The sequence below is a fragment of the Pseudomonas sp. FW305-7 genome (genome assembly GCF_058786735.1).
On record NZ_JBYSZA010000017.1, the window covers coordinates 32,448 to 52,037 of the forward strand.

Genomic DNA, 19,590 nt, shown 5'->3' on the forward strand with positions numbered 1-19,590 from the left:
CCTCCTTAGTCCCAGGCCAAAACCGGTTTGATTGCGGCGGGTCGGCTGTCGAGTTCCGGCAGCGTCACCCAGATGCCCGCCGGCAAAACGGGGCCGTGTTCGGCCAGGGTCGCATTGAGTTTCCACAACGCGGCTTCGGCCTGATCGTCTGAGCGACCCGACTCGCGGTAGAGCAACAGATTGACCGAATCACCGGCCACGCTTCGGACCTTACGCATTGTTGAACTCCGCTAATTCGAGTACCCACTTGATCACCATCGCGGTGCCGTCATCGATGACTTCGCTCTGGTTTTCCTGAACGCTGGTGATCCGCCACAAACCCCAGTTGCGACCGATGCCGTCGATCAACGGCAGCGGTACTCTCAAGGCTTGCAGCGCCCGCAGTTCATCGAGCCGTTCCATGGCCACGGCGTACATCGCGGTGCCGCCGATGGTCAGGGTTTCGGGCTTCTGTCCGGTCTGATGGGACTTGGGTTTGCTGGTGAGGATCTGCAGTTCAGTCCAGCCACCGTCGGATTTGCGCGCCAGCGTGCTGTAAGCAAACTCGCGGGACAGGCCGAAGATGAAACTGCCGAGTGCCATTTGTTGTTTCATCAGGCGACTCCATCGGTAAGGGCTGCGTCGCGGCGGGTGGCGAGGGGGTTGGTGCTCATCGTCGGGATGAACTGACTGTTGAAATGGTTTTGCATGACCTGCGAGATCATTGCGCCAACCTTCTCGGAACTGGCCACTTCGCTGCCGCTGATCTGTATCGACGGCGCATAGGTGATTTGCTGGTTTTGGGTCTGCGCGCTAGACAGGTCTTTGGCAACCTGTGCCGGTGGGGCGAGTTTGTCCTCAGGAGGCGTCGCCAATTGTTCCCCCAGATAGGATCCGAGCATTCCACCCAATGTCCCACCAATGAAAGTACCGATGCCCGGCGCAATGAACGTGCCGATGGTGGCGCCAATGGCGGTTCCAGCCAGTTCGCCGGCGGCGCCTTTTACCGCTTTATCATCGCCCTCACGCCAGCCTTTCAGTCCCGTGTACGCGGCATGAGCGATGGCCAGTGGCGCACCGACCTTGACGAAGGGCATTGCTTTGGCAATCGAAGGCATGGCCCTGGCGCCAACCCCCTCAGCCAGAGAAGCGAGTTTGGCAGCCGGCCCTGTTAGTTTGGAGCCCAGCTTGCTGCCAGCGATGTCATCACCCCAGAGCTTGAGCCCGATTTTCACCTGATCAAAAAGCGGCGCGACTCTGGCCGTCATAGTTGCCAAGCGACCGCCTCCGGTGATGCGAGGGACAGTCGCACGAGCCGGCGCTCTGGCCAGCGAGCGTCGACCGGGTCCACTACCTGCGCGTTTCTTGCCCCGGCGTCCATTGCCATCGTCATCGCCGGTAATTGCGTCGGCAATATCAGTCGGTAATCGCGTCGTCGCCAGACGCAACAGCTTCTTGGCAACCAGGTCGAGCACCGACGCCACGCCCAACTTCAACGCGCCGCCCACAAACGGTAAAGCTGCAACGCCAAGCAGAGCCAGACCGGCAGTGAGTGCCGGAAGCGCCTCTACTGCGGCGCTCACACCCTTGATCAGCGTCGTGAGAACCACCGCCGCGCCATCGGTTAAAGGAGCCAGGGCGTTGCCGAACCCTGCGGACAACCGATCAAGGCTCGCATCCAGTGCATTCAAACGCGCTTGCGATGTATTCGATTGCGTCAGCGAGGCCTGATTAAGCGCGCCCCCCTCTACACCATGAACCGAACTCGCATAGCTTTGTTTGTCTTTAACCAGAGCAAACGCGCGTTGCACTTCACCGGTGTTCTCCAACAATTGAATAATCGGCCGGTCAACTGTGAACAGCGTCTTTGACAAACTCAATTGTCGATCAGGGTTTTTCTGTTTAAGTGCTTCAAGCACCTTCTGGATTGTGTCAGGGGCATTGGCTTTCATATTGGCAGCCAGGGTTTCTGGATTGAACCCCAACTGAACCATCGCCGCCTGTTGAGAAGGCGTGGCCTTATCCCAAGGCCAGGGTCGTGGTGATTTTTTCGAACGCCACTCCGGCATCCGCCCGGTTGACGCCTGCATTGAGCAACGCCGCGGAAAACGCTGCCGATTCCTCGACGGACAACCCGGCCCGTTTTCCCGACGCACCGTAACTGCCGAGAATCGCGCCGATGTCAGCCATCGGAGCACTCAGGCTACCGCCGAGCACAGTGACGGCGTCGGCCAAATCGAGCGTTTCTGGTCGTTCAAGGCTCATCGAGGTACGCCAGCCGATCAACATATCGGCGGTGTCCAGTGCCTTCATTCCAAACGCTGTCGCAGTGACGCCTGTGTCTCGGGTGAAGTCCACCAGGTTTTTTCGCCCGGCAACCGGATCAACGTTGCCACTTTTATCGACCGGACGCCCTACCCCGGCCTTGGCGGCGGCGAGCTTGACCTCGATCAGATCAAGGGCGGTGGTCCCGCCAGCGGCAACTTTTTCTTCAGTGGCCATTTTCTCCAGCATGACCAACTGAGATTGACGCTGATGACTATCAAGCCCTTCAACCCGACCAAGCTTCACCATCGCAGCGTCGAGTTCGATGGTCGTTTGCAAAAGCCTAGGGGGAAGATCGCCAGCATCCGCGCTGCGCGGTATTTTTTGCTCACTGCCAGCGGCCGTAGCGCCCAATTGCGCTTGCCGATCATTCATCGCCTGTTGCAACGAGCGCTGCGAGGTCAGCACCTCGTGTATCGATCCCAGCACATCCCTGAGCTGGATCTGTTGGGCCGTCAAATTGCGCAACTCGACGGTTGCATCGATCAGCGTCCGACTCAGCCCGGCGAACCCACCGTCAAGCCTTGCCGAACCTGCCAGATCAGCCCCCGCCCCAGACAATGTCGTAGACGTCAGCGCCTCTTGGTTGATCTTCGTGAACGTCAACGCATAGTTATCATCTGCCATGCCGCTCTACTCCTGTTTCACGCCAAGGCGAGTGATCGCTATGTCGTAGCGGCGCAACGCCTTTTCGGCGTCCCATTCCAGAATCTCCGCCTCACTTACCGGGTAAATGAGCGGGACGATATCGAGGATTACTTCGATGTCGCGTTCCGAAAGTAGGCCGCCGGCTGGTTTAAAAAATCGTCTATGCGCACCTGCAATTGGGTCCAGTCCGGGACGGTCAGTTGGGCCAGATCGGGGATCATCAGGCCGGCGCAATGAGCGGTGATGAACTCGGCGCGTTCCTTGGCCGTTTTCAGTTTCTTCATCACTTTGGTGGCGCGCAGCACCGGCATTTCCAGCGACAGCGAGGTCACGGTGCGGCCGGTCACGGCGAGCGGTTGCAGCAGTTGCACCTGATCAGGATCGGTGGATTTTTCCGCATCCTCGACCTGATCGAGAAAGTACGAGGTCGGACGGGTCGACATCTCGTGCACGTACTGGGCGATGCTCACGTAGTCCGGGCGTTTGAGCTGGTCGAGTTCCTTGACCGACAGGCCGGTGGCAAGCAGCGCCAGTTCGAAGAACTGATCGTCTTCGTCATCACCGGCACGCTCCAGCGCTTCTTTCTGCGCGGCGTAGAACAGCGGCTTGAGCTGGATCTGTTCGATTTGCGAGCCGTCATCGCCAGTGATGGGCGACAACAAATCATGCTTGGGTGGCATCCACGACATGAATGAATTCCTTGGTGATTCTTTGGGGGAGTTGTTGCAGTCCCTTGTGGGAGCGGGCTGTTGTGGCGAGGGGATTTATCCCCGATGGGTCGCGAAGCGGCCCCAAGCTGGTTTTACAAAAACAGACTTTGGGCTGCTACGCAGCCATCGGGGATGAATCCCCTCACCACGGGGTCCGCTCCCACAGGTTTTGTGCCCGGTGTGCTTGCCGGATTACGGCATCAGCACCGCACGACGGGCATCACCGAGGATGTCGACGCCGTTGAGCACGAACTTCTGGGTGCGCACGTCGATGTCGATCACCGGCACGCCGTTTTCCAGGCGGTTGTAGGTGCGGCAGGACAGTTCGAGGTTGGTCTTCGGTTTCTCGCCCATCTTCACCGCGGTTTCCTCAAGGGATTTCAGCTTGCCGCCGACGGTGTGGTAGGTGAACCAGGTGTTGCCATCCTGATCCTGGCCGGCTTCACGCACGTTCAGCAGGATGTCGTCACCCAGTTTTACGCCCAGCGCCAGCATCACTTCCGTGCCCATGCCTTGCAGGGTCAGCTTGGCGTTAAGGGCTTTGCCGCCCTTGGTCATTTCTTCGACGATGAAGCGACCGCCGCGCATCTCTTCCATGTCGAATTCGATTTTCGGCGGGGTAAATTCCTCCACGGTCGCCGACAGCGGCAGGCCTTGCAGGGTGGCCGCGATGGCCTGGCGATTGCGGTTGGTAAACATTAGAGAACGTCCTCCAGGAACTGCTCGATGATTTCATCGCGGGCGTTGAGTTGATAAATCATGTGTTCGTTCGGCGCGTAGCGGCCGTAGTCGATAACCACGTACCAGGTGCCGTTCTTGTACTTCTCGACGCTGTTGAGTTCCGGGTGCAGATAGACGCTGCCGCCAGGAATGGTTTCGTCGGCGACCAGGGTCTGCAGCCAGTCGTTGATGCGCTTGACCTCTTGATCCATGAACGACTTGGTGAGGTTCTTGGCCATGGCTTTCTGGCCGGCCTTGACCAGCTTGCGGCTGATCGCATCTTCGAGACCGACGTAGCTGATGAACTTGCCGGTGATCGAGCGGTTACCCAGCAGCGAGAAGCCGCCAAGCACGGTGCGGGCGTAATAGCTGACGCCGTAACGGTTGAGCAGATCGCCTTCGGTGGAGGTGTCGAGGATGTTGTATTCGACGACGCGCGAAACGTCTTCGGCGTAGGTCACCTGGTTGCCCGGGCTCTCCCACTGCTTGACCTTGGCCAGTGCGGCAATCGCCAGGCTGGACGGTGCGAGGAAGACGTTTTTCTTCGCCGCTTTCGAGTACACGGCCGGCATGTTGTGCACCACCAGGCAACGGTCGAAACCGAGATCGGCGCCGCCCAGCTCCTGGCTGTACAAGACTTGGTCAGCGACCGAAGCGTCCTTGCCGTCCAGCACCACACGAGCCTTGATGCGTTTGCCGAACGAGGCGAACTCACTGGCCACCGCTTTGGTGCCGGTGAAGCCCGGCGCGCCGATGATGGTCAGGTCTTCCGGGACACTGCCCAGTGCAGCCAGACCCAGTTTGCGGCCGGTCGCCGGTTCAACACCGCCGATGACTGCGTTGACGGTGTCGGCCGGGGTCGCGCCCGCTTCGACGATGACCACGTACACCGGCACCTTGACCACTTTGAGGATCTGATAAACCGCGTGGTACAGAGTGCCCTCTTCCGAACCGGTCGGATCGAGCAGCGCGTGAGTAGTGAAGCTGTTGATGCGGAACGGCGCGTTACGCGGAATCAGCGGATCAGCCTTCGGCGCAGTGCCGACCAGACCGATGACGTTGTCACCCAGGCCACCCATGGCCTCGGGGGATTCAGTGGCATTGACGGTAATGCCGTTGTGCTCGAAGTTCAGAACCTCAGCCATGTTCAGTCAGCCTTCTTGGCAGCGGCCTTTTTGGCCTGGGTGGAGGGGGTTTTCAGTTCCAGTCGACCGGCGGTGTGCAAGGCATTGGCCTCGACGTCGAGCAGATCAAGGTCTTGACCGACGCTCGACCAGTGCCCACCGCCGGTGGGGAATGGGACGAGCACGGTGTAGGTTTGGCGGGTTGCCATTTTTCGTTTCTCCATAAACGGGAAAGCCCCTCGTGGGGAGGGGCTTGGCGGACAAGAAAACGCCCCGACAGTGCGGGGCGTTTTTATTCAGGCAGGCTGGCGAGTCGGTTCAAAGATCCTCTGAGGAACGCGAACCACTAACTGCCGTTTGGATAGCCTTTATTGCATCGTCGACGACCTGCCGAGCTTCATCGATTTCGCCCGCTGCAAGCTTGCGCCTGATCAGCTCTTTTGCCTCCAGGCGTCGCTCACGGACGAGATAGAGCACCTCTGCGTATTTAGCGGCTTCGGTCAGGATGCCATCGGCCGCTTCCTCAGCCGTGCGCCCCATGATCGCCCAAGCAGCTACAGTGCGCGGCACTGCATCTTCTGGATAGCCGGCGTCTTTGAATGCTTGCGCCTCGGCCGCCGTTCGTTCGTATTCGACCGCCCGAAGCGGGTCGACAGCAACGAGCCGGCGCATTTCGTCAGCGTAGGCATCGATTCGAAAACACATTTCCTCCGCTGTAGGGACGGGCTCCACTTCCTGCACCCACACACCGCTCCATTCCCCGGTTGTATCGTCCCGTATTCCGGAAAAGCGCGGGCTCCAGCAAGGCTGGGGAACTGGAGTCAGCGTCCAGTCAGAGTAGTTTTTGTTGGTGGCATCGGAGTAGCGAAACCCCCCTTTTGAATCAAGGATGTAATACATGGTTTGCCTTCACGCTAATTGAGTGCAGAGGTGGATTTGACCTTGATAGCTGCTAGCTCCGTTCGTCGCGCCCACAGACAAGTCGATCGTCAGGTTCCCATTGGTCTCCAGTGACCAGGAAAGGTAACCAAATGCCAGAGGTGACGACGTAACCCAGTCCCCGGTACCGCAACACCTGAATCGTGGTCTTGCACCGGGTGGCAGGACACACAGAAGGGCTGATTGACTTCCAATCGCGGCCCCTCGGGCGAAGTCAATGGAGACATATAAGTTGCCGTTAGCTGTCCAGTAACGCGAGGTGTTAGCGTCATAGAACCCGTTCAGAAAAGCGGGAGCGGCTAAATTTTTAGAGGCTGAGAAGTCGGCAAAAGTCTGGTTTACAAGGTTCTGGGTACCTGCTGTCGTGTAGGCGTCAGTTATCCCGTAACCCGCGAGAGTGGCTGGTTTCCCGGATCCGATTTTCGACCAGTCAAGGTTCGGAATGTCTGCCGCTGCAAGCGCTCCCCCTCCTGTAACCAAACCCTTCGTGTTAACGGTAACCTTCGTGTAAGTACCCGCGGAAATGCCTGAGTCGGCAAGCGCTATGGAAATGTTGGCGCCCGCCGATCCGTCAAATGACGCACTGCCGCTCGCGGCACCAGAGATTGAGATATTGCGTGCCGTTTCGAGCTTACGAGCGGCAACCGCTGTTCCGTTGATCCCGAGGGCATCAGTGATGCCAAAACCAGCCAACGTTTGCGGATTCGCCCCGGCAGTCGCCCGGCCATATTCGTCAACCGTCAGACTCTTGTAAGTCCCGGCGGCAATCCCTGTGCGCCCTGCCAACATCTTGAAATTCAGCGCGGTAGTGCCAAGAGTGATCGGCGCATTGGTGGTCAGGTGCCACAGCGAATCGCCGTTTGCCGTCCCCTCCTCGACCATGACCGTCAGACCCGGCGTCACCTTGCCGCTGGAGTTGGCGTCGGTTGCTCGCACCCAATCACCATTGGCGACAATCCACAGGCCGTTGTCCTTGGCCAAAGTCTGATTCGACAGCAGCACACGGTCACCGGCAATCACTGCCACCCCATCAATCTGCTGCGCACCGCTCAGCACCACATTGGTGGTTGCGGCAACACGCACCGATTGCTTGCCATCCAGTTTGCCAAGCTCTTCGGCGAGGTAACTCGTGACCCAGGCACGTGTGGCTTTAACCACCGTGTCATCAATCAACAACGTCACCAGCGACGCATTGCTGGTCTCGAAAATCGAGCGAATGTAGAACTCTTTCCCCGAGCCCGACGTCGCCAGAACCGGCTTGAACGACTCCGGATATTTGACGATGGCGTAAAGAATCCCGGTATCAGCCCACAGCCCGGCCTCACGCACATACCAACCGCCAACATCCGGCGGAATAGTGACTTCAGCAAGCAGCCAGCTCGGATTCTTCTCGTCCTGGAACAGCGCATTGAGCGGCCCGCGCCAGACTTCGCGTTTCAGCGCAGTAGCGGTCGCGGCCGGGTTGTAGACCGCGCCGCCGCCGTCCCCGACGGAAATTTGCGTCAACTTGATCGGCGTGCCCGCGGCCTTGCACGCCGTTTCGTAGGCAATCCCTGCGTTGGTGAGCAGGGTGTAATAGTCAGCCATTCAGGCCCCCTGAGGATAAATAGTGGATGTTTCGACGGTGTACATACCGGCGGCCATGAACGCCTCGCCAGAGGTTTCCAGCCCTTCGATGAACACCGGATAAACCGTGGTCAGTTCGCCGCAGAACGTCGCGGCACCGATGACGTGATTGCCAAACGCGCTGAGGCCCACCGAGACCGACAGCACATCCCGTTCGCTCTTGGCATCCGCCAGACGTCGGTCGAGACGGGCGTCGATTTCTTCGCTGTAGGGTTGGTCGCTGAAGGCTCGTACTGAAAAGCTGTAAGGCACGCCGGGCGGCGTTTGTTCGTACCAGGCGCGGATCTCGGGTCTTAACTGCAAACCCTTGGCGGCGTTTTCCAGTGCTCTGCGAGTGCCGGCCTGGCGTGCGGTGGGCCAGGCCAGTTCGACGGTCAGGCGCTTTTCCGCTTCGGGTGCGGCGGTGCTCCATTCGGCGACACCGCGATCCGCTGCGAGATACGGCAGAAACGCAACCGGCGTTTCGCTCGGGTTCATCAGTTCGGGGAACGGCGGTGCGATGCGATCAAGTAGCGCGCCGAAGCCCAGATCCAGTCCACGTTCGAGTGCCGAGCTGTTGGCCGGCAACAAGCTCGGGCGTTGCGTTGGCTCACTCATAGCGTCAGCACCTCGACCTCGACTGCCGTGCAGTACGGCGCCTGAAACGCCGTCGTCACGATCGGCGCCAGCGGTTCCAGAATCTGCAATTGCACGGCGCCAGCGCTGTGCAGCGTGTAATCGATCCAGCTCGGATCGACCCGCCCTTCGAGGCGATGGCAACTGTCGGCGTAAGCCTGCAATTGTTGCTGCGCGGCGACTTGGGTCAGGCCCGAATCGGGGCCGGAATTGATCTTGGCGACGACGCGGATTTTGTAGCGCTGGATGGCGGCGGCCTTGACGGTGACGAGGTCGGTTTCCGGTCGCACATCCGGTCGGGCGAAGTGCTGGCGGACGCCTTGAAGCAATGCCTCGGACGGCGTGCCGTCACCGTCCCGCGCAAGTACGGTGACCTGCACTTCACCCGGCGCGGTGCGGCGGCCATTGCCATCCTTGACCTGCGCGGCGAAGCCGTCCGGGTTGAAGGTGTAAGTGACATTCACCACACCGGCTTCAGTGGATTCGACGTTCACCGTCGGCCGCTCGCCGAGGGTGAACACTTCGCGGCGATACTGCATCCGCGAACCCGCCGCCGGTGCATGCGGCGCCAGGTAATAACGCAACCGGGCGTCGTCGTCGCTTTCATAAACCGCTGGCACCGGCGGGAACGCTGCCGGGTCGCCCGGGTCGAGTAACTGCCGCTCCAGGCCCATGTCTGCAAGCCGTGCATCGAGGTTACTGCCGGTGGCCCACCACGCCAGCATCTGCTTGATGCGGGCGTTGTATTTGCGTTCGTGGGTTTGCAGCCGCACGCAGAACGCTTCCAGCGCCAGCGTCAGCAGTTCGCTTTCGTTTTCCAGGCTGACTTTGAGTTTCGCTGCGCTGTCCGGCGACCGCGCGCCGACGTACTCGACGACAAACGTCTTGAATTCAGCGAGCAGGTCCTCGAAGGCGTCGACGGTGATCAGCGCGGGTTCGGCCAATTGATTCTGGCCGGGGATCAACATGCTCATGTCACTACCTCGAAAGTCTGTTGACGGTTTTTCCAGGTGCCGGCGAAACGCAACAACAGGCCGGCGCCCTGTCGTGTGGCGACGATCACTTGAGGCTGAAAATCATCGATGCCGTTTTGCTTGTTGTAGAACGCTTGCGCTGCGTGGCTCTGCGCCAGAAGCAGCACGTCGTCACCGAGGTTCTGCCCGAGCAGCGAGGGGATCAGCGAGCCATACAAGGGCCGTTTTTGCCGGGTGCCCAGCGGCGTGGTCAGGGCCCGGGTCGCGCGCTGCACAAATTGCAGCCAGTCGTCGACCGTGGCCCCGCTGTCTCTATCGATTCCGATCATGGAAGGCTTCTTAATCAGGGGCTGATGACGCGGCCCTGGTGATCGACCAAAGGGCCGCTGAAGTGCACGCCCGAAGCGTCGATGGTCAGGCCGACGGCGCCCAGTTGCAGGTTGATTGCCTGTGGGGTCATCGCCAGTTGTGCCGGGCCGATACTCAGTTGCAGCGATTCGCGAGACCCGTTGAACGTCGCCGGACCGTTTTGCCAATGCAAGGTATGCGCGGCATCGTCGTAGCCGCTTTCGCTGCCGTCCTGATGCACTCGACGGGTCAGCGTCGGTACCGTCGAGGTTGGCGGAAAGCGATCACTGTTCAAGCCGAACAACGCCACCGACTGCGCACCGCTTTCGCCGCTGCCGTAGTTGAACAACAAACACTGCTCACCCACGGACGGGATACGCGATTCACTTTGTGCGCCGGCACTCGGGTTGAAAAACTTGATGGCCGGCGTCAGCAATCCACCGTGGCTCACCTGACACGTGTTGCTGGCGGCATCGACCGATTGGCAGATGCCGATCCGGCAAAAGCTTTCGGCGCGGCGGTGCAGGTCTTCGATTTCCGCTTCCATTTCGGCCAGCCGTGCGATGATCGGGCCTAGCTGCATGCGCAGTATTGCGTCGAACATCGGTCAGGCCTCCAGCGCGGTGTATTGGTCGGGGTCGTCGATGTTGCTGACTTCCCAGGTGCGGGCAAATTTCGGCGTACCCAGCGGGTCGTCGAGCAAGGTCGGGCCGAGGTAGAGGGTCTGGTTGAATGACAACGTCCAGGTTTTGTATGGCTGCTCGGTGCGGATGAGCAATGACGGCAAGCCATCGATATTCATCGGCAGATCGCATTGATCGCCGGGCAAGTTCCAGCGGTTGTCGGTGATCAGGTTCTTCAGCACGGCGATCAGATCGCACGCTGCAAATGCCGTCGCGGAAAGCGCCGGGATGACTTGCAATGACAGCGTCATGACATGGGCAATTCGCCCATCAGCGGCGCGCATTCCAGATCCATTCCGTTCGAAGTCGATCAACACCCAGGCCTGATCGCCCGGTTGTGTAAAATCATCGTGATTGCCGACGTTGAGGTTGAGTCCGGCAGTGTTGCGCAGTGTCGTCACGATGGCTGTGAACAATTGCGACGGCTGCTGGATCGGTGTGGGCATACATGACCTCCTTTTCAATCGTCCACGCGAAGCCCTGCCGCCAAAATGGCGGCACGGAAAACAGTCAAGGTCAAGGCTGGTCGCGCGGCGGGACTTCGCAGACGCCGATGCGTTTGGCGGCCCAGCGTTCGTACAGACCGATGGCCACGTCGGCGCCGGCCATGGCGGTTAGGCAACCGAATGCTCCGGCGGCCCAGATCGACATGCCGGCGGCATACAACAGCATGATCGCCGAGACGCCGCAGATCATGCAGGCGCCGGAGCGCAGCGCGAGACGGCGCAAAAGCGGCCAGCCGCGAGCGCCCTCCTTGTCAGCGCGCCACATTTCGCCAGACACCCCGCCGACGATGGCAAGGAGGATGACCAGCCAGATCGGCATGTCCGCCAACGCTTGTTGCTCGTTTGTCATGTCACGCCTCCTAGGAGTGAGTTATTCGCTTTTTATGTCCGTTCAAACGACATCTCTGAAAGCGGGCATTACAGGAATGCCCGGAGGAATACACATTAAAATCATGACGACACCGATCTTGCCGCTGAAAGCAAAGACAGCTTTAGTATTTGCCCGTTCTTCGATCGTCTGACTGAGCACAACTTTGCAGACGCGGCTAAAAAGCCGCGCCATTGCATGATGCAATCCCGATATCGGGTTTACCAAAGTGGTGGATTAGAAGGGAGCAACTGGCCAGTTGATTGTATAGGGATAACCAGTTTGGTCTTTAATGTCACTGATTGCGACGCAGTACTGCTTATATGCAAGCAGCAGTTCGGTCTCGGAACTGCTGGCAACACCCAGGTCGAGTTTGTACTGCAGAGGATTGATCGTTAGCCAATTAGCGGCCTGAGTCAGTAGTTGGCGAACTCGAACGTCAAGGACAGCTACGTTATCTTCATAGGTCAGCTCAGTGAACACCCAGCCATTGCCAACGTAATTACCCTTCCAGCCGACTTGAACCGGAGTGTCGATAGAGACCTGGACCCAATAACCAGATGGCCCTGGTGGGGTAAATTGCGGCGATTCCTCTGCATCCACAATTTGTACCGCACGGGTGAAAGGTGGGCTGTAAGCGTCAATAAATACGTATCGATTCATCATATTTCCTTGCTACGAAGTTTCATTAAATGTTGTTTTCATCTGCCAACCTTGCGTTAACCGCGACTGGGGAAAACGCCAATTACGACAGGTAGGCATTCCAAAAAGCCCGGTGTTTGAACGCCGGGCCTTTCAGTAATGCGCTCCTTCGCCTTCCTTCAAATCCTGTGTTCAAGAAGGAAGCTGACTGTTCGGCGCTACTGGCGCGGTACGAGTCCATTCAAATTGTTTTTCCGACCGCGGTCCCTGCCCGCCGGATAACTGCTTCTGGTGCTTTACGCTGCACACCCGGGTCAGTTGCCAACCCTCTGAACCGTTGAGGCCGGTTCATCGCTGCCTGTTCTTGTGGAACTAAAGAGCTTTCGTTTCCAGCCGCTTTGTCGAGCGGCTTGGTGGCAATAATATGCATGTATGCATATCCAGTCAATGCGCAAATGCATTTATTTATGCGTGAAAAATGCATGAGTGCATGAAGGCCGCATAGATCAAGGCGTCGAGAGTTTTTCACGGGCGAAAAAAAACCCGCCAATGGGCGGGTTCTATTCGAAAGGGGCGTGGTTAACGGGCGTACATGCCCCACCAGAAGACGTGGCCAAGGATGACGATCTGCTCTTCCTGGATTTCCTGGAAGCTGTAGTCCTCGTCCGGATGCTCATCACGATTGAAGCTGCGCAGACGGATGCCGGTAGGCAGGCGATAGAGTTGCTTCACCCGCAGCTGACCATTGTGGTTGATCGCGTACAGATCACCGTCAATGATGTCGCCGATCCCGCACTTGCCTGCGTTCACGCCAACCGTGGCGCCGTCACGCAGTACCGGCAACATGCTGTTGCCGCGCACGGTCACGCATTTGGCCTGGTCGAACTGCACACCGTTATGACGCAGGCTGCGCTTGCCGAAGCGCAGGCTAGAGCGCTCGCTCTCTTCGATGACGAATCTTCCTGATCCTGCTGCCAATTCAACCTCGCGAAGAAACGGCACCGACACCTCGTCGTCATCGACAGGGGTGTCGTCGTCCCACAGCATTATGTCCCTGAGTTCCGCGTGTACGTCATCACGCGCGGCACCGGCCGACGGCGCAACATCAGCGCGCCCGCGCAACTGATCGGTGCTTACATTGAAGTACTCGGCGATCTTCGAGATATGTTTATCCGAAGGATCGACGATCTTCCCGCTGAGAATTCGCGAGAGAGTGGATTGAGGCACGCCGGTGCGACGGTGGAGCTCCGTGGGGGAGATCCCGTGCTGGTCGAGCAGTGCTCTTAAGACGGAGGATACGTTGCGTTTTTGCATAACGCGCATAGTGCTTGAAGTTTTTCGCGAAGACAAATGCTGATTTGCATATTTAGTGCATAAATCACAATTTGGCTGAAAAGTGTCAGCGAGCCGTCATGCCTGCGTCGGGCCGACTGCCCATGGTAACCTTGCGCCCATCGCGGAAAAGCCGGGCTGTAGTCCTCGCTTTTGCCCTACATCTTTTAACGAGTTACCTGACAATCCGATGAATAAAGCCGTCTCCGACCTGTCCTCCCACACTCCGATGATGCAGCAGTACTGGCGCCTGAAGAACCAGCACCCGGATCAGCTGATGTTCTATCGCATGGGCGACTTCTACGAGATCTTCTACGAAGACGCGAAGAAGGCCGCCAAGTTGCTCGACATCACCCTGACCGCGCGCGGGCAGTCGGCGGGGCAGGCGATTCCGATGTGTGGGATTCCTTACCATGCGGCGGAAGGTTACCTGGCGAAGCTGGTCAAGCTCGGCGAATCGGTGGTGATCTGCGAACAGGTCGGTGACCCGGCTACCAGCAAGGGCCCGGTTGAACGTCAAGTGGTGCGGATCATCACGCCGGGCACGGTCAGCGATGAAGCGCTGCTTGATGAGCGTCGTGACAACCTGATTGCGGCGGTACTGGGCGATGAGCGCCTGTTCGGTCTGGCGGTGCTCGACATCACCAGCGGCAACTTCACCGTGCTCGAGATCAAAGGCTGGGAGAACCTGCTGGCAGAACTGGAGCGGGTCAATCCGGTGGAATTGTTGATCCCGGATGACTGGCCGAAAGATCTGCCGGCAGAAAAACGCCGTGGCGTGCGTCGTCGTGCACCGTGGGACTTCGAGCGCGACTCGGCGTTGAAGAGCCTCTGCCAGCAATTTTCTACCCAGGATCTGAAGGGCTTCGGCTGCGAGACCCTGACCCTGGCCATCGGCGCTGCCGGTTGCCTGCTGGCCTACGCGAAAGAAACCCAGCGCACCGCCCTACCCCATTTGCGCAGCCTGCGTCACGAACGTCTCGACGACACCGTGGTGCTCGACGGCGCGAGCCGGCGCAACCTGGAGCTCGATACCAACCTGGCCGGTGGCCGCGATAACACCCTGCAATCGGTAGTTGATCGCTGCCAGACCGCGATGGGTAGCCGTCTGCTGACCCGTTGGCTGAACCGTCCGCTGCGCGACCTGACGGTGTTGCTGGCGCGGCAGACGTCGATCACTTGCCTGCTCGACGGTTACCGCTTTGAAAAGCTGCAACCGCAGCTCAAGGAGATTGGCGACATCGAGCGGATTCTCGCGCGCATCGGCCTGCGCAACGCGCGCCCGCGTGACCTCGCTCGTCTGCGTGACGCCCTCGGCGCGCTTCCAGAATTGCAAGTGGCAATGACTGACCTGGAGGCGCCGCACCTGCAACGTCTCGCCACAACCACCAGCACCTACCCGGAACTGGCGGCGTTGCTGGAAAAAGCCATCATCGACAACCCGCCAGCGGTGATCCGTGACGGCGGCGTGCTGAAAACCGGTTACGACAGTGAACTTGACGAGTTGCAATCGCTGAGCGAAAACGCCGGTCAATTCCTGATCGATCTGGAAGCCCGGGAGAAGGCTCGTACCGGCCTGTCCCACTTGAAAGTCGGTTACAACCGCATTCATGGCTACTTCATCGAACTGCCGAGCAAGCAGGCAGAGTCGGCCCCGGCAGACTACATCCGGCGCCAGACGCTGAAAGGCGCCGAGCGTTTCATTACGCCGGAACTGAAAGAATTCGAAGACAAGGCGCTGTCGGCCAAGAGCCGTGCCCTCGCCCGCGAGAAGATGCTCTACGAAGCACTGCTGGAAGATCTGATCAGCCAGTTGCCGCCGTTGCAGGACACCGCTGGCGCTCTGGCCGAACTGGACGTGCTGAGCAACCTCGCCGAACGTGCGCTGAATCTTGACCTGAACTGCCCGCATTTCGTCAGCGAGCCGTGCATGCGCATCACGCAGGGTCGTCACCCGGTGGTCGAGCAAGTCCTGACCACGCCGTTCGTGGCGAACGACCTGAGCCTCGACGACGACACTCGGATGCTGGTGATTACCGGTCCGAACATGGGCGGTAAATCCACCTACATGCGTCAGACTGCATTGATCGTGTTGCTGGCGCACATCGGCAGCTTCGTACCGGCAGCCAGTTGCGAACTGTCGCTGGTGGACCGGATTTTCACCCGGATCGGCTCCAGCGATGACCTGGCCGGTGGCCGTTCGACCTTCATGGTGGAAATGAGCGAAACCGCGAACATCCTGCATAACGCCACCGAACGCAGCCTGGTGTTGATGGACGAGGTCGGTCGCGGCACCAGCACCTTCGACGGCCTGTCGCTGGCCTGGGCCGCCGCCGAGCGTCTGGCGCATCTGCGTGCCTATACTCTATTTGCTACGCACTACTTCGAACTCACCGTATTGCCGGAAGCCGAACCGTTGGTGGCCAACGTGCATCTCAATGCCACCGAACACAATGAACGCATCGTCTTCCTGCACCACGTGTTGCCAGGGCCGGCCAGTCAGAGCTACGGCCTGGCGGTGGCGCAGCTGGCCGGCGTGCCGAGTGAAGTCATTGTGCGTGCACGTGAGCACTTGAGCCGTCTGGAAGACACCGCATTGCCGCATGAGGCGCCGAAGCCTGCCGCCAAAGGCAAACCGCTCGCTCCGCAGCAAAGCGACATGTTTGCGAGCCTGCCACACCCGGTGCTGGATGAGCTGGCCAAACTGGATGTCGATGATCTGACACCACGTCGTGCGCTCGAATTGTTATATGCACTCAAGAACCGGATCTAAGCACTAAAGAACCGGATATAACGCAAACGGCTTCAAGCTGTTAGAATCTCGCGCGGTTTGGGATGCTGCTGGCTAATAGCCTGGCCAGCAGACATCGCTCCCGAACCTGGCGACCCCAACCGTGAAGGGGCAACGCTGCCGCCGCCTGAGGAGAAAATTAGAAATGACCTTCGTCGTCACCGACAACTGCATCAAGTGCAAGTACACCGACTGCGTAGAAGTCTGTCCGGTGGACTGCTTTTACGAAGGCCCGAACTTCCTGGTGATTCACCCGGATGAGTGCATCGACTGCGCCCTGTGCGAGCCGGAATGCCCGGCCGTGGCCATTTTCTCCGAGGACGAAGTTCCGGAAGAGATGCAGGAGTTCATTCAACTGAACGTGGAACTGGCCGAGATCTGGCCAAACATCACCGAGAAGAAAGAATCGCTGCCGGACGCTGAAGAGTGGGATGGCGTCAAAGGCAAGATCAAAGACCTCGAACGCTGATTTGTTGCGCGTTCGATAAAAAGGCCCTTCGGGGCCTTTTTGTTTTTCTGCATTTTGCTTTTCTACAGACAAAAAAAAGGGGCGGTTTGACCCGCCCACATTTTTTCCCTATTCCCTGTGTTCCTTTTCATCGTCCTGATGAATCGCGTCCTGCGATGTCCATTCCCCTCATCCTTGAAGGGCGTGTCTGTCCGTCGACACAGCCCTGATACTAAAGAGTTCCCCGCCAGGAGCAACGGGCCGAATACGCTTTAAGACGCTGTCATAAGCACTTCATATTATAAAATAAATAAGTAAATCAATAAGTTAAATATGATGAAAGTGGCGAATGGACGTCTACCGCATTGTAAAAATAACGAACACTTACGAAAGAGTAAGTAAAGGCTTACATCTCGAGACTACAAAGGTACTGACACCGATCGAAAGTCGAGCACTAAACGTGTGGCGAGGGAGCTTGCTCCCGCTTGAGTGCGTTTGGGGCTGCTGCGCAGCCCAGCGGGAGCAAGCTCCCTCGCCACAGGGGTATCGTTGAGCCACTAAATCGCGAGCAACAAAAAGCCCCGAACCAGTCGGGGCTTTTGCGGGCGTTGGAGGCGCCTACTGAAACAGCGACTCGCTCGACAGGCCATTCTTCTCGAGAATTTCCCGTAGGCGCTTGAGGCCTTCCACCTGGATCTGTCTTACCCGTTCCCGGGTCAGGCCGATCTCCAGGCCTACATCTTCCAGCGTGCTGCTCTCGTGACCGCGCAGGCCGAAGCGGCGTATCACCACCTCACGCTGCTTGTCGGTCAATTCGGACAGCCATTGATCGATGCTCTGCGACAGATCGTCGTCCTGCAGCAGTTCGCATGGATCGGTAGGACGATCATCCGTCAGGGTGTCCAGCAGGGTTTTATCCGAATCCGGACCCAGCGAGACGTCGACCGAAGAAACCCGTTCATTCAGGCCCAGCATGCGCTTGACCTCGCCCACCGGTTTTTCCAGCAGGTTGGCGATTTCTTCGGGTGAAGGTTCGTGGTCGAGCTTTTGCGTCAGCTCCCGTGCAGCCCGCAGGTACACGTTGAGCTCCTTGACCACATGGATCGGCAACCGGATGGTCCGGGTCTGATTCATGATTGCGCGCTCGATGGTCTGACGAATCCACCAGGTTGCATAGGTCGAGAAGCGGAAGCCGCGCTCGGGATCGAACTTTTCCACCGCACGGATCAAGCCGAGGTTGCCCTCTTCGATCAGATCCAGCAGCGACAGCCCCCGATTGACGTAGCGCCGGGCGATTTTTACCACCAGCCGCAGGTTACTTTCAATCATGCGCTTGCGTCCGGCGGGATCGCCACTTTGCGACAAGCGCGCAAAATGAACTTCTTCCTCCGGGGAGAGCAGTGGGGAAAAGCCGATTTCGTTGAGATACAACTGCGTGGCATCAAGTGCACGCGTGTAGTCGATGTACTTATGTTGTTTAAGTGAAGCGGAGTGTTTGGATTTGGAACGAACGGAAGGTGGAGCAGCCCCTTCATCATTCGACATCGAAGATTCCGAATCGATGCCGGCCTCCATAAGGAGAACCTCATCGTCGATGTCAAACTCCGGCACTTCTTTACTGAGAGCCATTGTTATAGTCCTTTGGTGAGTTCGACCCCAAGCTCAAGCGACGCCTTTATCCTTGGCAGCGCTGGAGCCTGTCCCCTCTACGAGACGGAACAGGCTGGCTTACAAATCAACGTCTTGGCAGGAACTGCAGCGGATCTACAGGTTTACCTTGGCGGCGAATCTCAAAATGCAGTTTCACCCGGTCTGTACCCGTTGACCCCATTTCGGCAATTGTCTGTCCGACCTTGACCTGCTGTCCCTCCCGAACCAACAGCCGACGGTTGTGACCGTAAGCACTGACGTAGGTTTCGCTGTGTTTGATGATGACTAATTCGCCGTAGCCCCTTAAGCCACTCCCGGCGTATACCACCGTCCCATCAGACGCAGCTAAAACAGGCTGTCCCAAATCCCCGGCGATATCAATTCCTTTATTCAAACTACCGTTTGAAGAGAATTTTCCAATAAGAATGCCATTAGATGGCCATCCCCAGCCGGTCGGGGCCGGGCCGGGTGGAGGCAGTGGAGCTGGCGCTTGCTTGTTGGCGACGGACGGTGCTGCGCCGGCAGAACCAGTGGTTGTCGTGGTTGTCGTGCCATTTGCCTGGCGTCGGATTACCGTGGTTTTACTCGACGACGAAGGTGAAGAACTGGCGTTGCTCACCACCGCGGTCGACGTTGATCCGGTACGGCCATCGAAGCGAATTGTCTGACCCGGGTGGATCGTATACGGCGTAGGAATATTGTTCCGGGCCGCGAGGGCTTTGTAGTCCCAGCCGTAGCGAAATGCGATGGAAAACATCGTATCGCCCGGACGGACTACATACTGCCCGGTCGTGACGGCAGGACGTTGGGCTGCCGCACTGTTGCGATCGACTACCCGGACGCTGCTCGATTTGGTGCTGGAGCAGCCCACCAGCAAGGTGCTCAAGACAAGGCCAGTCACCAGGCGCTGAAAGCTCGTGTTACCCATACGCTGCGCAATGACTGTGAGACTCACCCGCCGCTCCCTTTGTGGTGGCTGAAAAAAATTCCGAATGCCGCATTTCGGCATGAGGTGTCGCAAGTATAACGGGCCGAATCGGCTTTACCTTTAATGAAGCGAAATCGCTTCGCGCACACGTTTGCAAGCCGACAATCTGTTGCGTTTAAACCATCGCTGCCGGAGTAAGACCGAGGCGAACGAAAGGAATTCAGCGCCTTTGAAG

At 58.5% G+C, this 19,590-nt stretch carries 23 protein-coding genes; 2 read left to right on the forward strand and 21 right to left on the reverse strand.

Features of this window, described 5'->3' with window-relative positions:
• Window positions 1-5 precede the first annotated feature (5 nt).
• The 19 genes from AC3WMT_RS19625 to AC3WMT_RS19715 form a co-directional block, all read right to left on the reverse strand.
• Complete coding sequence (locus tag AC3WMT_RS19625) at window positions 6-218, reverse strand: tail protein X (RefSeq protein ID WP_103302997.1); 213 nt, start codon at window positions 216-218, stop codon at window positions 6-8.
• Entirely contained in the window at window positions 211-594 is a 384-nt protein-coding gene (locus AC3WMT_RS19630; protein WP_103302998.1) for a phage tail protein, read from the reverse strand. The genes AC3WMT_RS19625 and AC3WMT_RS19630 overlap by 8 nt, the downstream gene beginning before the upstream one ends.
• Window positions 594-2,069, reverse strand: coding sequence for a phage tail tape measure protein (locus AC3WMT_RS19635; RefSeq protein WP_103302999.1), 1,476 nt, complete (start codon window positions 2,067-2,069; stop codon window positions 594-596). The genes AC3WMT_RS19630 and AC3WMT_RS19635 overlap by 1 nt, the downstream gene beginning before the upstream one ends.
• Window positions 1,999-2,931 carry a phage tail tape measure protein gene (locus AC3WMT_RS19640; protein WP_492577912.1) on the reverse strand — a complete coding sequence of 311 codons (933 nt, stop codon included), beginning with the start codon at window positions 2,929-2,931 and terminating at the stop codon, window positions 1,999-2,001. The genes AC3WMT_RS19635 and AC3WMT_RS19640 overlap by 71 nt, the downstream gene beginning before the upstream one ends.
• 128 nt (window positions 2,932-3,059) lie before the next feature.
• On the reverse strand, window positions 3,060-3,641 hold the full coding sequence (locus AC3WMT_RS19645; RefSeq protein ID WP_103303001.1) for a phage tail assembly protein: 582 nt from the start codon (window positions 3,639-3,641) through the stop codon (window positions 3,060-3,062).
• Between the two features lie 213 nt (window positions 3,642-3,854).
• Window positions 3,855-4,361: a phage major tail tube protein gene (locus AC3WMT_RS19650; RefSeq protein ID WP_103303002.1), complete on the reverse strand. Its 507-nt coding sequence runs from the start codon at window positions 4,359-4,361 to the stop codon at window positions 3,855-3,857.
• Complete coding sequence (locus AC3WMT_RS19655; RefSeq protein WP_103303003.1) at window positions 4,361-5,527, reverse strand: phage tail sheath protein; 1,167 nt, start codon at window positions 5,525-5,527, stop codon at window positions 4,361-4,363. The genes AC3WMT_RS19650 and AC3WMT_RS19655 overlap by 1 nt, the downstream gene beginning before the upstream one ends.
• A 2-nt stretch (window positions 5,528-5,529) precedes the next feature.
• Window positions 5,530-5,715, reverse strand: a complete 186-nt coding sequence (locus tag AC3WMT_RS19660; RefSeq protein ID WP_103303004.1) for a hypothetical protein — start codon at window positions 5,713-5,715, stop codon at window positions 5,530-5,532.
• A 109-nt stretch (window positions 5,716-5,824) separates the two neighbouring features.
• Complete coding sequence (locus tag AC3WMT_RS19665; protein WP_256583483.1) at window positions 5,825-6,406, reverse strand: phage tail protein; 582 nt, start codon at window positions 6,404-6,406, stop codon at window positions 5,825-5,827.
• Window positions 6,407-6,415: 9 nt separating this feature from the next.
• The gene (locus tag AC3WMT_RS19670) at window positions 6,416-8,032 is read right to left on the reverse strand and encodes a phage tail protein (protein WP_256583484.1); all 1,617 of its coding nucleotides are present in this window, start codon (window positions 8,030-8,032) and stop codon (window positions 6,416-6,418) included.
• On the reverse strand, window positions 8,033-8,668 hold the full coding sequence (locus AC3WMT_RS19675) for a phage tail protein I (RefSeq protein ID WP_103303005.1): 636 nt from the start codon (window positions 8,666-8,668) through the stop codon (window positions 8,033-8,035).
• Window positions 8,665-9,660 (reverse strand): baseplate J/gp47 family protein, encoded by a 996-nt coding sequence (locus tag AC3WMT_RS19680; RefSeq protein ID WP_103303006.1) that lies wholly within the window; start codon window positions 9,658-9,660, stop codon window positions 8,665-8,667. Before AC3WMT_RS19680 ends, AC3WMT_RS19675 begins: the two co-directional genes overlap by 4 nt.
• A complete protein-coding gene (locus AC3WMT_RS19685; protein ID WP_103303007.1) occupies window positions 9,657-9,989 on the reverse strand; it encodes a phage baseplate protein in 333 nt (110 codons plus the stop codon). The genes AC3WMT_RS19680 and AC3WMT_RS19685 overlap by 4 nt, the downstream gene beginning before the upstream one ends.
• Window positions 9,990-10,003: 14 nt before the next feature.
• On the reverse strand, window positions 10,004-10,612 hold the full coding sequence (locus AC3WMT_RS19690; protein WP_103303008.1) for a phage baseplate assembly protein V: 609 nt from the start codon (window positions 10,610-10,612) through the stop codon (window positions 10,004-10,006).
• 3 nt (window positions 10,613-10,615) lie between these two features.
• Window positions 10,616-11,137 carry a hypothetical protein gene (locus tag AC3WMT_RS19695; protein WP_103303009.1) on the reverse strand — a complete coding sequence of 174 codons (522 nt, stop codon included), beginning with the start codon at window positions 11,135-11,137 and terminating at the stop codon, window positions 10,616-10,618.
• Window positions 11,138-11,207: 70 nt separating this feature from the next.
• On the reverse strand, window positions 11,208-11,546 hold the full coding sequence (locus AC3WMT_RS19700; protein WP_103303010.1) for a phage holin family protein: 339 nt from the start codon (window positions 11,544-11,546) through the stop codon (window positions 11,208-11,210).
• A 255-nt stretch (window positions 11,547-11,801) separates the two neighbouring features.
• Window positions 11,802-12,227, reverse strand: coding sequence for a tail fiber assembly protein (locus AC3WMT_RS19705; protein ID WP_103303011.1), 426 nt, complete (start codon window positions 12,225-12,227; stop codon window positions 11,802-11,804).
• Window positions 12,228-12,447: 220 nt separating this feature from the next.
• On the reverse strand, window positions 12,448-12,636 hold the full coding sequence (locus tag AC3WMT_RS19710; RefSeq protein WP_141233098.1) for a hypothetical protein: 189 nt from the start codon (window positions 12,634-12,636) through the stop codon (window positions 12,448-12,450).
• A 149-nt stretch (window positions 12,637-12,785) separates the two neighbouring features.
• Complete coding sequence (locus AC3WMT_RS19715; RefSeq protein WP_103303012.1) at window positions 12,786-13,520, reverse strand: LexA family transcriptional regulator; 735 nt, start codon at window positions 13,518-13,520, stop codon at window positions 12,786-12,788.
• Between the two features lie 208 nt (window positions 13,521-13,728).
• Here AC3WMT_RS19715 and mutS point away from each other — a divergent pair, with 208 nt between their 5' ends.
• Both mutS and fdxA read left to right on the forward strand, forming a co-directional pair.
• On the forward strand, window positions 13,729-16,311 hold the full coding sequence (gene mutS / locus AC3WMT_RS19720) for a DNA mismatch repair protein MutS (protein ID WP_103303013.1): 2,583 nt from the start codon (window positions 13,729-13,731) through the stop codon (window positions 16,309-16,311).
• A 163-nt stretch (window positions 16,312-16,474) separates the two neighbouring features.
• Window positions 16,475-16,798, forward strand: a complete 324-nt coding sequence (gene fdxA, locus AC3WMT_RS19725) for a ferredoxin FdxA (RefSeq protein ID WP_007908827.1) — start codon at window positions 16,475-16,477, stop codon at window positions 16,796-16,798.
• Window positions 16,799-17,395: 597 nt separating this feature from the next.
• On the opposite strand, the gene rpoS is transcribed toward fdxA, so the two are convergent.
• Entirely contained in the window at window positions 17,396-18,406 is a 1,011-nt protein-coding gene (rpoS, locus tag AC3WMT_RS19730; RefSeq protein ID WP_008081736.1) for an RNA polymerase sigma factor RpoS, read from the reverse strand.
• 106 nt (window positions 18,407-18,512) lie between these two features.
• A complete protein-coding gene (locus AC3WMT_RS19735; protein ID WP_103303014.1) occupies window positions 18,513-19,382 on the reverse strand; it encodes a peptidoglycan DD-metalloendopeptidase family protein in 870 nt (289 codons plus the stop codon).
• Between the last annotated feature and the right edge of the window lie 208 nt (window positions 19,383-19,590).